Source organism: Sphingomonas sp. VDB2 (genome assembly GCF_047946695.1).
Taxonomy (GTDB): Bacteria; Pseudomonadota; Alphaproteobacteria; order Sphingomonadales; family Sphingomonadaceae; genus Sphingobium; species Sphingobium bisphenolicum.
Genome location: NZ_CP159615.1, coordinates 3,392,273 through 3,407,427 on the forward strand (window position 1 = coordinate 3,392,273; position 15,155 = coordinate 3,407,427).

General features: G+C 63.3%; 11 protein-coding genes. All 11 read right to left on the reverse strand.

Annotation, left to right across the window (positions count from 1 at the left end; genetic code table 11):
- Positions 1-11 precede the first annotated feature (11 nt).
- The 11 genes from ABT375_RS16965 to ABT375_RS17015 all read right to left on the reverse strand — a co-directional run bounded on the left by ABT375_RS16965 (position 12) and on the right by ABT375_RS17015 (position 15,106).
- Complete coding sequence (locus ABT375_RS16965; RefSeq protein WP_416463429.1) at positions 12-2,045, reverse strand: prohead protease/major capsid protein fusion protein; 2,034 nt, start codon at positions 2,043-2,045, stop codon at positions 12-14.
- 149 nt (positions 2,046-2,194) lie between these two features.
- Positions 2,195-2,407, reverse strand: coding sequence for a hypothetical protein (locus tag ABT375_RS16970; protein ID WP_416463430.1), 213 nt, complete (start codon positions 2,405-2,407; stop codon positions 2,195-2,197).
- A gap of 152 nt (positions 2,408-2,559) precedes the next feature.
- Positions 2,560-2,763 (reverse strand): hypothetical protein, encoded by a 204-nt coding sequence (locus ABT375_RS16975; protein WP_416463431.1) that lies wholly within the window; start codon positions 2,761-2,763, stop codon positions 2,560-2,562.
- Positions 2,763-3,188: a hypothetical protein gene (locus ABT375_RS16980; protein ID WP_416463432.1), complete on the reverse strand. Its 426-nt coding sequence runs from the start codon at positions 3,186-3,188 to the stop codon at positions 2,763-2,765. The genes ABT375_RS16975 and ABT375_RS16980 overlap by 1 nt, the downstream gene beginning before the upstream one ends.
- A 700-nt stretch (positions 3,189-3,888) precedes the next feature.
- A complete protein-coding gene (locus ABT375_RS16985; RefSeq protein ID WP_416463433.1) occupies positions 3,889-5,841 on the reverse strand; it encodes a sulfatase-like hydrolase/transferase in 1,953 nt (650 codons plus the stop codon).
- A 48-nt stretch (positions 5,842-5,889) separates the two neighbouring features.
- Positions 5,890-7,146, reverse strand: coding sequence for an MFS transporter (locus tag ABT375_RS16990; protein WP_416463434.1), 1,257 nt, complete (start codon positions 7,144-7,146; stop codon positions 5,890-5,892).
- A 35-nt stretch (positions 7,147-7,181) separates the two neighbouring features.
- Entirely contained in the window at positions 7,182-8,825 is a 1,644-nt protein-coding gene (locus ABT375_RS16995) for a sulfatase (RefSeq protein WP_416463435.1), read from the reverse strand.
- Positions 8,822-9,754, reverse strand: coding sequence for a formylglycine-generating enzyme family protein (locus ABT375_RS17000; protein ID WP_416464928.1), 933 nt, complete (start codon positions 9,752-9,754; stop codon positions 8,822-8,824). The genes ABT375_RS16995 and ABT375_RS17000 overlap by 4 nt, the downstream gene beginning before the upstream one ends.
- 8 nt (positions 9,755-9,762) lie before the next feature.
- Entirely contained in the window at positions 9,763-11,691 is a 1,929-nt protein-coding gene (locus tag ABT375_RS17005) for a glycoside hydrolase family 3 protein (protein ID WP_416463436.1), read from the reverse strand.
- Positions 11,685-13,319, reverse strand: a complete 1,635-nt coding sequence (locus tag ABT375_RS17010; RefSeq protein WP_416463437.1) for a glycoside hydrolase family 3 protein — start codon at positions 13,317-13,319, stop codon at positions 11,685-11,687. The genes ABT375_RS17005 and ABT375_RS17010 overlap by 7 nt, the downstream gene beginning before the upstream one ends.
- 71 nt (positions 13,320-13,390) lie before the next feature.
- A complete protein-coding gene (locus ABT375_RS17015) occupies positions 13,391-15,106 on the reverse strand; it encodes an arylsulfatase (protein WP_416463438.1) in 1,716 nt (571 codons plus the stop codon).
- Positions 15,107-15,155: the final 49 nt, after the last annotated feature.

Consider the following 15,155-nt stretch of genomic DNA (forward strand, 5'->3'; position numbering starts at 1 on the left):
TCGAAAGTTGATTAGACCGCAGCGCCGGGGTTCTTGTACCCGCCGCGCCAGTCGATCAGGCCCGCGCCAAAATCCATATAGACGCGGAAGGATGTGCCGAGAGTTGTCCATCCATCCTGCATTTCCACGCGCGGACCCTCGTGGCCGTCCAAGTAAGCATATTCCAGAATCGGCGCCAGCAGCGGGTCTGCGAACAAGTACCATGGCAGATCATCCAGACGGGGATCTACCAAGGGCTGTAGCTTGCCGACGAAAGGATTGGCTTCATCGACCTGATTGGGATTGATGACAGTCAGCAACTGTTCGATCAGCGTTTCGCTGGCCGGGCTTGAAAGGATATATTTCGGGGCCGCTGCGATCGGGGTGACGCCGTCAAGGTCCTTCTGGCTTCGCATGGCTAGGCGTCCAGCGCTGATGCTGGCGACTGCGGGCGCTGCGCCGGCGGGAGCGAGATTACCATGGGCGGCGTGAAAGAGCGCGTTCGCATCGGACATGGAGGGATTGCTGTTCAACAGGTCAGCCAACAGGCTTGCTTCCGTTTCCGCCGCTGCCTTCGACATGATCCGGATTGGGTCGCTGAACGCCCCAAGATCATCGTTGATGATGGCTTGCCGGGTCAGGCCGAACATCTTGGCGAAGGTTTTCACCGCATAGCTTTCCTTGCGCGATTTGAACGTGCCGGACTTGATTTCGCCCGCCTCCAACACCTCCGGCAGCGTGCCGAAGCCCGACAGTTGCAAACCGCTGATCGGCCGAAAATCGCGCGCGCTACGGCGTCGGCCGATTTTCTTGAGCGGGGATTCTGCGGCGGCGAACATATCTAGCAAGAAGCGCTCGCCTGCACCCGTCAGAATATCGGGGAAGGATGAAGTGGAGTGATAGGACCCCGGATGGGCGCGTGTAGCAAGATAACTTGCATCTGTACCATGCGTCCGAGTCCAGGCAGATACGTTTAGCACTTCGCCAGGTGCCATCGACTCGACGTTCCTCACTCCGGCGCGTTCAGCCACCTTCCCTGCCATCTGGACCAGCGACATATGCATGAACCCTCGTGCCTGCTCCGTCGGCTGTCGGCCGCTCATACGCGCATAAATCGCATCTTCGATCGCACGGCTCTGAAAATTGGGATTGTCCATCGTGGCATTCCCATTGCCCCAGCGTTCTACGATTGCCGGGCCGCCGGTCGTGATAGTTCCGGTCTGGGCGCGCTGCCGTTCAGCTAGGATTTGGGTCATGGTGGTGCGCACTTCCTGTTCGCTCAGACCGCGTTCGGCCATATCCAGGATGATGCCGTTGCTTTCGGCCTCTTGCAGGCCGAAGCCCCCACCGGCCATGCCGACATATTCGCGGATACGCTGAATGGATGCCGGTTGGTCACCGCGTCTTCCATTGCCGCTGGGCTGGCCAGCAGGGGGGGATTGTTCGATGTTGTCTTGATGGTCAGGCATGGGCCGATACTCCGTGGAAGAATGATTGCGAAGGATGCAGGGCGCAACGACAGGCGCGCTCCGCACTTGCGCCAGGGCATCGAACGGCACTGGCAAGAAGCTGATTTCGTAAGGTTCCCAATCGACGGCGCGATACAGCGGGCGTTGCCCAGCACGCCGTTCAATGTCGAAAGCATGGACAGTATAGCCGACCGACAGATTGCGGATGATGCCGCTGGCGATGTCGGACACAAAACCGGCGACTTCTACCCGATCGGAGAAGCGAACCGTGGCGATGCCTTGACCGCCCTCCATTCTGGCAGAGCCAGGGACGACAACGCCGATCTGGCGGGACAGGTCGCCCTTTTGGTGAGCGTCGAGGACAGGGGCACCGGCGTTCAGTCGATCAAGGCGAACGCTGGCAGGGTTGGTCGCCAGTTCTTCGTCAACCGTTTCGCCACTTTCCCAATCGAACCGCGCGCCACGCGCGCCGGTGGTCCAAACTACATCAATAGTGCGATCTTCCGCATTCCAACTGGACGGCGCTAGAGTAGCCGAACGGGTGCGGGGCGGTGCCATGATGCGGCGTTCGGCGGTGGAAGGGTGCGTGTTGATCATGCGCCATTTGTCGGCTGAACATGCAGGGCGGTAAATTACCCTTATGCGGCCATGTGCGGCCATATGTGGCCAAACGATACCCTTTCGCGGCCACGCTGGCCTTTGCTTAGCGCGCCAGCGCTAAGTCGGCTCCCTCCACCCTCCCGGTATCATGCCGCCGCCGTGCCAGCCTGCAAGGGGGGGACCCGTGTCGACAGTTGGAAATCTATAAGCTGGTCCAGCGTGTAGCTGATCCGGCCACCAGGCGACCGATGGTGGCCGATGCGGCCCATTAGGCGATAGCGGCGCAGCGTTCGTGCCGAGAGGCAGAGATAGTTCGCTGCCGACGCCTCGTTATATTCATCCTTCAGCCCGTCTGCCATGTCGTCACCACATCCGAATGTGAAGTTAAGCCATTGAACTAGTTCAGTTCACAGGGTTCAAAAAGGAAAGTAGCCCGTGAACCGTAAAACCCTGCCCCGCGCCCCACCGCACTAGGGGGCCGGGGCCGGTAAGGACCCGTTGGGGGTGGGGGTCAGTTGGCATGTGCCCGCGTCCACTCGGACCGCGCCGTGCCGATGATGCTGAGCATCAATGCCCCCGCCTCATCCTCTCCAAACTGCTGGGCAAGGATCGATGCGGCCGCCGACATCAGCAATGTCGCCGCATTGGCGGGATGGTCGGTGCCGCAGATGGCCGTGCGGATCAGCAGCGCCGTCAATTTCTCTTTGTCTTCCATTACCGCGCGCCCTTCAATGTGAGTGTTGCTTTGATCCGCGCCATTCGCGCGCGCATCCCTTGAAGCTCGGTGATGATCTGATCGAGGTCATCGAGCGTGACGCTCACAGCTTCACGCACCTTGCGCCCATCGGTCACTGGCATTGAGCGCGCTGGCACCGGCTGGCCCGCGAAGTCACCTAGCACCGCATCCCGGTAGAACACTGTGCTGGACTTCGAATGACGATGCCCGTTCGCTTCCATGAATGACCGGATGACACGCGGCGAACTGGTCGCAAGGTCCTGCTTGTCGGCCCAGCCTTCATAGGCGGCCTTCAACTGGTCCGCTGCAAGGCGAGCGCCAGCCGAATGGCGGATATGATCGCGATAGAAGTCGGCGAAGGTATCCGATGGCGAGCCGGTCAAAAGCAGGCCTTCAAACTGCATTTGGGAGCTTATCATTTCTTCTTCCCTTTCAAGGGAGGGATAATGAGAGGATAGAAAGTAGTAATATCAATTAGTTGATTGAGAGAGGGAGCGTGGGAGGAAGAAAGTAAGCTCCTACGTGCGCGCGCCCACGCGTGCGTATGGGCGCGCCCGCATGTGTGCGGACTTGTTGCAATTTGCCTCCCGCACGCTCCCACGCTCCCGCAACGGGAGATTTGCGCACTTCCCGCGCTGTTCGATCCTCCCACTCAGACGCTTAATCGGGGAGTGAGGGAGGGTCGAAGGCAATCCAGCAAGTATGATAAGCCGGAAGAGGGGGCGCGGGGGGCAACCGGCGCGGCGAAGTGCGGCGCGAGCAAGTATGATAAGCTGCCCAAAAATATCGGAGAAATGGCGTCCCAAAAGGTTAGCCATCCGTCGCTGAACCCCGCAGAAATGCAGGGGTAGGGTCGGCGGGGTTATCCTTCGCAAGTCATTGTTTTGCGCGAAGTCTTGCACCCCCGTCGGGTGCACCATTCTCCTCGGTCAGCGTCCCCTCCGGGGTGGAAAAAACGCCAGATGCGCTGCGCGGGTGACGGCCTACATCGCTAAGGGCCGAATGGCGATCGGCCCTTATACTACAATGTAATGTAGACTCATGCGTGGGTTCCCCGGCCTTCGCCGGGGAACAAGCTATAGCTTCCCATGAATGCATCTTGGATTAGGACTCCCATGCCGCGCTGGGGGGTGGGCCCATGAACATGTTGGGGCTTTTGGTGGCGTTTTGGCATGCTTGCGGGGACAAGCCTTCTTGCGTCGGATCGTAGGAACCCTCCAATGTGGCGACCAGATACATCGCCATCCGCTTGGGATATTCGGGGTCGATGAAGCGGCGTAATTGCGCGTTGGCTGCTTTGCGGATGACCGGGAGCGCCGGGATGGCGGCGCGACCGATGTTCGACAGGGCGTCATAGGCCTGAATCCGGATCGGAAGCATATTGTCCTCGTCGGCCAGTCGGGCGAGCAAGGCCACCGCTTCGACCGGCTCTCCCAGTCCGACCAATGCTTCGGCCGCGACGATGCGCACGGGATCGGCGGGGTCGGACGCGACCACCCGCGCCAGCGCGTCTTTGGCGGGACGCGCGTCTTCGCCCAGGATCAGCAGGCCCCGCGCCGCCCATGTCCTGACCGCTACGACCGGGCTGTCGAGCAATGTCGCAAAGCGCTTCAGATTGCGGGGATCGCGCCGCGCCGCCGCCGCCGCGACCAGCATCAGCCTCTTTAACGGATAGATGCTGCGGTCACGGCTTTCGAAATAGCCTTCGCCCTTGGCGCCTTCCGGCAGGAAGCCATTGTCGTTGATGGCCAGCATATGCCGATCGAGCGCGGTGCGCAGGCGCCTGGCGGCGGTCAGGCCGGCAGGGTGATCGATGAGATTATTCACTTCATCCGGGTCGGCCTGCAAGTCGTACAGTTCTTCAAACGCCTTCGGCTGGAAGAAGCGATCCTGCTCGTCCGTCAGCTTGCCGGCGAGGTGCAAGGCGTTCCACTCGCGATAGCTTGCCTGTACGTCCCATTCGAAGCCGACATGCTGGCCCAGCGCGCGATGCGGCATATAGTTGCGAATATAGCGCCAGCGACCGTCGGTGACGGTGCGGACGAGGTCATAGCGCTCGTCCATCCGGTCGCGGAAGCCGAAAGCATAGGATTTCGGCGCGCCGATCCTGTGGCCGGCAAGCGCCGTTCCCGTCATTTGTGCGGGCTGCGCGATACCGGCGATGGACAGCAATGTCGCGGGCAGATCGATCAGGGTGACGGGGGCATCGATCACGCTGCCCGGCCGGGCAGGGGCGAGGTGCTGCCATTTGGGCGGTATATAGACGATGAGGGGGACGCGCAGGCCTTCCTCATAGCAATAGCGCTTGGAGCGCGGCAGGACGCCGCCATTATCGCCATAATAGAAGACGATGGTATCTTCATCCAGGCCGTCATTTTTGAGTTGCGAGAGCCAGTTGCCGATCTCTCCGTCCATATTTTCCATGATGTTGTAATATTCGGCATAATCCCGGCGCGTGGTTTCCGTATCGGGCAGAAATGCCGGTATGCGCACATCCTCGGGCTTTACGCGCCCGGCATCGCGTTGGCAGACATGCTGTTCATGGCTGGTGCCGGTGTTGAAGACGCATAGGAAGGGCTTGTCCTTGGGCGCGTTGCGCCAATGTCCATCGATCCCCTGCACGTCCCAGATGGCCTTTGGATCGACATCGCAATTATAGTCGGTCTTGGGGTTGTTGATGCAATAATAGCCCGCCTGCCGCATGAGTTCGGGATAGGTTTTGAACTGGCTGGGCAGTTTGGCGTCGGCGCGCATATGCTGCGCGGGCGAACAGCTTTCCGGGTTGATGCCGGTCAGGATCGCAAAGCGGGACGGCGCGCAAACCGGCGCGTCGGAATAGCTGTTGCGGTAAAGAATGCCCTTCTTTGCGAGGCTGTCGATATGTGGGGTATGCGCCACCTTGTCGCCATAGGCGCCGATATAGGGGTTATTGTCTTCGCTGACGAGCCAGAGGATGTTGGGCAGGCGCGCGCTGCCCGGTACGGCGGCGAGCGGCGCAGCGGCAGCGCCGAGGCCGATGGCGCCCAACTTGATGGCGTCGCGGCGGCTATGGGTCATCCTCTTATCCTTTATAGTGGGGCGGCATTCGCATTTTGCTTTTGGCGATCACCTCGATCGCCGCACCGGGCAGATGGCGAACGCACCCAGCAGGGCGAAGATCATGCCGGTCAGGTAGATGGCGGCATAATCCTTTCCGCTGGTACTGCCGATCACCAGAATGATTGGGGCGATGGCGGGGGCGAGCGATTGGGGCAGGCTGTTGGCGATCTGGAACACGCCCATATCCTTGGCGCTGTCCTCCGGCCGGGGCAGGATGGCGGCGAGCAGGGCGAGGTCGACCGCGAAGTAAAGGCCCTTGCCGATGCCGGCCATCGCCACGCCGACCAGGAATTGCGACACGGACGGAGCGAGGGCGATCGTCAGGAAACCGGCGCCCTCCAGCGCCGCGGCGAGGAAGACGAGCGGTTTGCGGCGGCCCGTCCAGTCGGTGATGAAGCCGCCGACCAGCGATATGGCGATGGTCGCGGTGGCGATGATCGCCATCGATTTCACCATGACCTGCGTCGCGTCCGCCTTTGCCAGCGAGAGCTGGTCGGTCAGGAAGAAGAGCTGGTAGGTCAGCAGGAACGACCAGGCCATCATGATGAGGAAGCGGCTACCGAACGCCCAGCTGAAGTCCCAGTCGCGGAACGGCGCGCCGATCGCGCGCAGCATGGCAATGGGTCCGAGGCGGCGATCATCGCTACTGGCGGCCGGGCGATCGGGCAGGATGAGGCAGAGAATGATGATGCTGACGATCGTGATCGCGAAGGGGGCGAGGAACATCAGCAACGACGACCCCTGCGTGAACTGCGTAATCCAGCTGCCCGCGAAGCTGCCCATGGTGGATGTCATGCCCAGCATGCCGGCAACACGCCCCTGCCAGCGGACGGGGATGATGTCGGGCAGGATCGGCAGGCAGCCCGCCTGCATCGCGTTGAAGCCGGCCTGACAGATGATCCAGCCCAGGCCCAGCAACAGCAGATTGGGCGCGAGGCCAAGCAGCAGCAGGCCCGCGCCTGCGACGACAAGGCCGCCCAGCAGCCATGGCCGGCGGCGGCCGAGGCGGCTGCACGTCCGATCCGACAGAGCGCCGCAGATCGGGGTGGCCACCAGCGCGACGAAGCCGCCGATCGCCAGGATGATGCCCAGCCAGCGGCCCTTTTCCGCCTCGCTCGCAATCTCGCCGACGCGCAGCGCCAGCGTCATCACCACCGGCGTCAGCAACGCGACCCAGATGCCGAACTGCGCCAGCACATAGATGGCGACGAAGCCCAGCGACACGGCGGGGCGGGTGGTTTCCGGCGAAGGGGATGCGGTCATCGACGCGAACTTTCAGAAGGGCCATTGGCCCATAATCAGGGGTGGTAGGTCTTGCCTTCGGCGTCCGCCTTCGCCTTGGCCGGGCTGTCGGCGAACAGGTCGTTCATCTTGGTCGGCAGGTTGGGCTGCACATACCAGTCGGCGGGGAAATCGGCGGCGTGCGGGCCATCGATATTGCGGTTCACGAGACCCGAACTGGTCTTGCGGGTGTAGGGGACGACATGCGCGCCCCTATTGTTGGCCAACTGGTCGAACAGCGCCTTGCGCAAAGTGATCTTGGTATCCAGCCATTTGGGATCCTCGATCAGATTGTGCATCTCGTCAGGATCGCTCTTGAGGTCGTACAGTTCCTCCAGATCCCAGACGCCATGATATTGGATATATTTCACCCGGTCGCGCTCGATCGCGAAGGTGGTGGGCGTCTGCGGGAAGCTCCATTCCCAATAATATTCATAGACGAAATCGCCGGGGTTCCAGGTCTTTTCGTCAATCTTGCCCTCGGCCACGGGCAGGAAGCTCTTGCCCTCCATCTGCGCGGGTTTCGCCACATGGGCGATGTCGAGGAAGGTCGGCGCGAGGTCGAGATTGCGCACGACGGCGGGGTTGGTCACCCCCTTGGGCACCATGCCGGGCGCCCAGACGATCATCGGTACGCGGATCGAGGGTTCATAGGCGTTGCGCTTGTCGATCAGCCCATGTTCCCCGATCAGGAAGCCGTTGTCGGAATAGAAGACGACCATCGTATTCTTATCGAGATGGTTCTTCTTGAGGTAAGCCAGGATGCGACCCAGGCTCTCATCCACGGGGGACAGGGTGCGATAATAGTCGCGGACCTGCTCCGTCATGGGGTTGTTGGTGTGATAGGGGAAGTCGGCGCCGTGCCAGCTATTGCGCTGGTTACGGACCCAAAGCGGCTTGCCTGCATTATTTTCCGGCGTGTCGGCCATGCTGGCGGGCAGGGTGATCTTGAGGTCGCTATATTGCGCCTTGTACCGGTCGGGCGGAAGCGGGTCGCTATGGACCGCCTTGTGACTCAAATAGAGGAAGAAGGGCTTGGACTTGTCCCGTCCTTTTTCCAGCCAGTTCATCGCATAATCGGTCAGTTCGTCGGTGATATAGCCAGTGCGCTTTACATGGCTGCCATCGACGTTGAGCATCTGCCGCTCACCCGCCGCAATCTTTTCAGGGCTGAGCTGTTCGGTCGGGGAATAGGTGCCTTGGCCCTTGAAGCTGACCCATTTGTCGAAGCCGGGGCGAGGGGCGTCGGTGTCGAAGCCCATATGCCATTTGCCGAAGAAGCCGGTCTGATAGCCCGCCTGTTGCAGATATTGGGGGAAGAAGGTCAGCCCTTCCTCCGAACTGTTGTTATTGTCCACCACGCCATGGTTGCGCGCGGTCTGGCCGGTCAGGATGGTCGCGCGGCTGGGCGAGCAGAGCGAGGAGGTGACGACGGCATTGGGGAAATAGACGCCGTCCCTGGCCAGCCGGTCGATATTGGGGGTCTGGAGACCGGGCGTCAGGAAGCCCATCGCGTCATAGCGGAGATCGTCCACCAGCACGAAAATCATGTTCGTGGGCTTTGGCTGCGGCGCGTTCACCGGCTTGGCGAAGGCGCCCGGACCCATCAGGGTGCAGGCGGCGATCGCGGCGGCGCGCAGCGCGCGACGGGCGGTGGTCATGAACGGATTCCCTTCTTGTCCCGGATGATGCAGCGAAAGCCGATATGGCTGGTCGCGCTGTCCACCGCCTGCGGATGGCGGGCGGCGGGCCGATAGCGCTGGCAATAATTGGGCGCGCACAGATGCGATCCGCCCTTCAGCACCTTGCGGGGGATCGGCACGGTGGGGCTGGCGGGGTCCAGGCTCTCGCGCTTCGTGCCGCCGCGCGGATTGGCGGGGACGCAGCAACTCCCCTTGGCCTTGCGCTCGATCCGGGGCTGGGCGAACCAGTCGGTCGTCCATTCCCAGACATTGCCGATCATGTCGTACAGGCCATGGCCGTTGGCGGGATAGGTGCGCACCGGAGATGTCCGTTCGTAACCGTCCTCCAGCGTGTTGCCATAGGGGAAGGCGCCCTGCCAGTAATTGGCCATCATCTTGCCATCGGGCGCCAGCGCGTCGCCCCAGGCATAGTCCGCGCCGTCCAGGCCGCCGCGCGCGGCATATTCCCATTCCGCCTCGGTCGGCAGCGCCTTGCCAGCCCAACGGGCATAAGCTTCCGCATCTTCATGGGCGACATGGACGACGGGGTGATCCTCCAGCCCCTCGATCCGGCTGTCCGGGCCATGGGGATGGCGCCAGTCGGTGCCGAAGCTGAACTGCCACCACTGGCTGTAATCGTCGAGCGACACGGGACCGCCGGTGCGCTGGAACAGCAAGGAGCCCGCCTGCGCCATGGCCGGGTCCATGCCGGGATAGTCTTTCGGGTCGGGTGCGATCTCAGCCAGCGTAACATGGCCGGTCGCCTCCACGAAGCGCGCGAAGTCGCGGTTGGTGACGGGGGTTTCGTCGATCCGGAAGCCGTCCACCTGCACCCGGCGCACGGGCGCTTCCTCCGGGTAGAAACGGTCCGACCCCATCAGGAAGGCGCCGCCGGGCAGGTGGATCATTCCGTCCGTCACTGGGCGGACGCCTTGAGGATGATCCCGGCGCCGCGCGGATAGGCGGGGGCAGGGCCATCATCGGGCAGGTCGGGGCTTTGCGCCTCGACATCGGCCATGGAGCGGGGGAGCGAGAAGGGCATATGTCCCTTCGCCACGGCGCGACCGGTGACCACGTCCAGCACGGCGGCATCGCTGGCACCGAAGGTCACCAGCATGGCCTTTGCCATCGGCTCGATCGCGGTCAGGATGGCGGGGCGGTCCATCTCCACCGCGACGATGGTGGGGACATGGGCGGAGGCGCGGGCGATGGCTTGCACATCCTTGTCTTCGGCGCGGAAATCGAGCCGCCCTTCATGCTGGCGCGCGCCGAAGAAATGATGCGGGTGCAGCGTTTCGAACGGGGTCGCGGTGCGGATCAGCGCGATGTCGGCCTGCGCGGGGTCTTCGACCACGGTGAAGCCGGCGGCGCGCGCAGCAGCGGCATCGACATTGTGCAGCCAGATACGTTTGCCCGGCGCAACCGGCAGGGTAGCCTTGTCGTTACGCAGCAGCACCTGACTGGCGCGCTGGACGGCGTCCGCTTCGGCCTGCACCTGCGGGTTGCCGACGATCCGGGCGGCGGCGGCTTCATCGACATAGGGATTGTCGAACAGCCCCTGTTCGAATTTCAGGCGCAGCACGCGGCGGACGGAGTCGTCGATCCGCTTTTCACTGACCAGCCCTTTGGCGACCGCGTCCAGGATCGGGGTGGGGTCGTTGGCCCCGCCGAACTGGTCGATGCCGGCATTCAGCCCCTTGGCGAAGCGGGTCGTCTTGTCGGCCGTTTCCATGCCCCAGGGGGTGCCGATCGAGGCGGGCGTCTGCGGATTTTGCGCGTCCGGCGCCATGCAGGCCTGCGGGCAATCATTGGTGATCGACCAGTCGGATACGATCAGGCCGCGATAGCCCTTCTCCCCGCGCAGCAGGCCAGTCAGCATCTGCTTGTTGAAGCCGGCGGCGACCGGTTCGATCGGCTGGCCGGCGATCTTGGGGCCTTGGACGATGACATAGGTGGGCATGACCCCGGCGCTATGGGCGGCCAGGCTGTCGTCGAAGGCGCGGATATGCTGGGCGAAGGCGGCGTCGGTCAATTTTGCGTTGCGGCCATAATGATTGTGGCCGTCAAAGCCTTCCGGTTCTGCGCCATAGCCGACCCAATGCTTGACCACGGTGGCGACGCCGTCGGGCTGAACCCCAGCCCGGCCATGCTGGAAGCCGTCGACATAGGCACCGGCAAGGCGGGAGACTTCGGCCGGATCGGATCCGAAGGTGGCGGCGAAGCGCGGCCAGCGCGGTTCGGTGGCAAGATCGGCTTGTGGCGAGAGCGCCATATGGATGCCGACGGCGCGATATTCCTGCCGGGCTATGTCGCCGAAGCGGCGGACGGTTTTGGCGTCGCCCAGCGCGGCGAAGCCCAGCGTATCGGGCCAGAGCGAGAAGCCGCCGCCGGTGGTGCTGGCGCCAAGCGTCGCCTGAAAATGGTGGCGCGGGTCAGTGCTGATCGTGGCGGGGATGCCGAGGCGGCTGGCCTCCGCCAGTTTCTGCACGGCGTTGTTCTGCGCGGCGAGGTCGGACGGCGCGACGACGAGGCGGGTGATGAAGCTGGTGATGTGGCGATCGTTCAGCAGCTTTGCAGTGGCATCGGCATCATAGATCTTGCCGGCGAAACCGATCGAGGAACCGGGCGTGGGCAGCGTGCCGTGGACCAGCATGCCGGCCTTCTCTGCCAGCGTCATCTGCTTCAGCAGATCCTCGACCCGCGCGTCGATGGGGGCACGGCTGTCCTCATAGCGGTCGAGCCGGCCATTATGGTTGAGGTCGCGCCATCCCGAAGAGGACGGCGCGCCTGCGCCGCCCAGCGCCACCAGCAGCAGCGATGCCGCCATGAACCTGCGCATCACCATGACAATTGTTCCCTCCCGCAAAAGGCGTCGACCGGGCTGTTGCCGGTGAAGGGCGCGTCACCCGTCAGCCGTTCCACCAGCGCCGCCTGAACATGGGGCAGCGAGGCATAGGCGTTGATATAGGTCGCGAAATTCGGTGCGTCATACAGATAATAGGGCTGGCCGAAGGAGACGAGCAGGGTCGGGATTTCGCGGTTGAACTGGATCATACCGTTGCGCGGGCTGGCGTGCAGCTTGGCGAAGTCGAGGAAGATGTGGCTGAGCGAGGGCGTGGCTTCCTGCCCGATCAGATAGAGGATGAGGTCGGTATCGTCCGGGGTCGGCATCGCTTCGGGGTCGAAATGGCGGACAGTGAAACCTCGCTCTTCCAGACCTGCGATCAAAGGTGTGAAATCGCGTTCGGGCGCGCCGGAGAAGAAGCTGGCGCCTTCGTCCGAGATGATGACCACGCGCTTGTGCCGGTCCGACGCGATCGGGAGCAGTCTATCGCGATCCTTGACCAGCGTGATGCTCGCGGCGCAGGCGTGCGCGGCCTGATCCAGATGGGCGGGCTGGCGCAGCAGGGTGCAGGTTTCTTCGACCGGCGCGATCCGCTCGTCAGCGGTCATGCGATGCAGCCCCAGTTTCGCCTTCAGCGACAGGAAGCGGGTGACGGCGTCGTGGAGGCGCTGTTCCGACAGACGGCCGTCGCGCAGGCCCTGTAGCATGAAGCCCATATCGGCGACCGGATCGCGGCTGAAGAGGAAGACGTCGCAGCCGCCTTCGATCACGGCGGGGACGGCTTCGGCGCGGGCCATCCAGCTGGTGAGGCCGCCCATGACGGTCGCGTCGGACACGATCAGGCCGTCAAAGCCCAGCTCGCCGCGCAGCAGATCCTGGTTCAGCAGGCGGGACACGGAGGCGGGTTCAAACGCCTGCGCGCCCGCATGCGACATCTTCTCGCGGATATAGGCGGGCAGGGCGATATGCGCCGACATGATCGTCATCACGCCATCATCGACCAGCGTGCCGAAGATGCGGCCGAAGGTCGCGCGCCATTCGTCCATGTCCATGTCGTTGACACTGGTGACGAGATGCTGGTCGCGATCGTCGAGGCCATCGCCCGGCCAGTGCTTCGCGCACGCGGCCACGCCCTGCGCCTGTAGCGCGCGCACATAAGCGCGGGCCTGGGCCAGGATGCGGTCGGGGTCGGAGCCGTAGGAGCGGGTACCGACCACCGCGTTGCGAAAAGCGCGGTTGATGTCGACCACCGGGGTGAAGGACCAGTTATAGCCCAGCGCCCGGCTTTCCTGCCCGACGATGCGGGCAAGATCGGCGCTCAGTTCCAGATCGTCGCAGGCGGCGATGCCCATCTGGTTGGGGATGGCGGTGGTGAAGGGCGCGCTGACCGTGCCCCCCTCGATATCGCCGGACAGGATCAGGGGTACTTCGGACCGTTCGACAGCATGGCGCGTCGCCTTCCAGGCGGCGTCGAGATCATGGGCCGGGAAACGGTGGATGCCACCCGGCGCATGGGCGAGCAGCCCGTCGGTTTCGACGATGCTGTCATGGCGCGCGGACAGGACGAACAGTTGCGCGATCTGCGCCTCGACGCTCATGGCGTCGCGGGTATTTTCCACCCAGGCCATGTCCTCCGGGGAGAGGGCGAGAGGACCGGCACTGGATGAAAGGGGGGAAGACAAAGTAGGGATGACAGGGCTCATTTCGGATCGGTGAAGGCATCGTCGTAGCGGGCGCGCTTGGCGAAGATTTCGGGTGGTTCGGCGAGCGGCGGCGTGCTGTACTTGCGCGCTTCCCGCCACCAGAGCGCCTTCATCTCCGTCAGCTTGGCGGGGTTGCTGGCGGCAAGATCCGTGCTTTCGGAAAAATCTTTCGACAGGTCGAACAATTCCCACCGGTCCTTGGCAAAGTCGGTGCCATATTGATGCATCGCGACCGCGCGCCAATGGCCCGATGTGATGGCGCGCTGGCCGCGCAGTTCGAAATATTGCACCGACCGCGTGGCGGCCGTGGGATTGCGGAAGGTGGCGCGGATCGAGCGGCCGGCGACGGGTATCTGCGCCACGCCATCCACGGTCCGGGCAAAGCCCGTGCCGGCGGCGTCCAGCAAGGTGGGCGCAAGGTCGATCGGGTCGACCATCTGGCTGCGCACGGCGCCCTTGTCCCGGATGACCGCCGGCCAGGAGACGATCAGCGGCGTGCGGACGCCGCCAGCATAGGGCCACACCTTGTACCGACGAAACGGCGTGCCACCGGCCCAGGCCCAGGGGCGGGGATATTCGGGTTGCAGCTTGTCGGTGCCGATATCGTCGATGCGTGCCCGCTGCTCGGCGAAGCTCAGCTTGTTGGGGCGGTACATCTTTTCGAAACTGCCTTCCTGCCCCGCTTCGGACGCAGCGCCATTGTCGGAGATCAGCAGGATGATGCTGTTGTCATATTGGCCGCTATCCTTGAGCCGCTGGACGACCCGGCCGATCTGGGCGTCGGCATGTTCCAGGAAACCGGCATAGGTTGCCATGTAACGGGCGAAGACGGCCTGCTCGTCGGCGCTGAGTTGATTCCAGGCGCGGTCGCCGGCGGCGCGGACGGTGTTGACGGCATGGGCGGGAATGATGCCCGACTTCTGCATCCGTTCGAACCGTTCGGCACGCAGCGCGTCCCAGCCCTTGGCATATGTCTCGCGATAGCGGTCGATATAGGCGCGGGGGGCCTGCAACGGCGCATGTCCCGCACCCATGGCGAAATAGAGGAAGAAGGGCTTGCCCGCCGCATCATCGATATCGGCGATGGCATGGTCCGCCATGTCGGCGGAGAAATGATAGCCCGGCTTGTTGGGCTTGGGCAGGGTGTGGTTCCCGTCGATCAGGTCGGGATGATATTGGTCAGTCCAGCCAAGATAGAAGCCATAGAAGCGGTCGAAGCCGCGCTGGAGCGGCCAGGACGCATTATTGCCCGCTTTGCCGTCCTCATATTCCGGGCCGAGATGCCATTTGCCAACGCCATAGGTGCGATATCCTGCGGCTTTCAGCGCCTGCGGCAGCATCTGGGCATTGGTAGCCACTTCGCCGCGGTCGCGGCTCATATCATCGGTGCGTTTATTCGTCGGCAGGTCCGCCATCCGCACCGTCTGGGGATTGCGACCGGTCAGCAGCGCCGCGCGGGTCGGCGTGCAGACCGCTTTGCTATCGAACCGGTTGTAGCGCAGTCCGCCAGCGGCGAGCGCATCGATATTGGGGGTGCGGATTTCCGAGCCGAAGGCGCCCAGGTCGGAAAAGCCGACATCGTCGAGGACGATCAGGACGATATTGGGCTTGGCAGCGGCGATCGGCTCGACCTGCTTTGACGCAGCGCTCGCCCCTGACAGGCCGATCGCCGCCGTCAGCATGGTTGCCGCCATCAGGATGCGCTTGCCCATTCGTCCTGCTCCGTACCGAGAGAAGAGGAGGCGCGGCGGCAGGAAACCG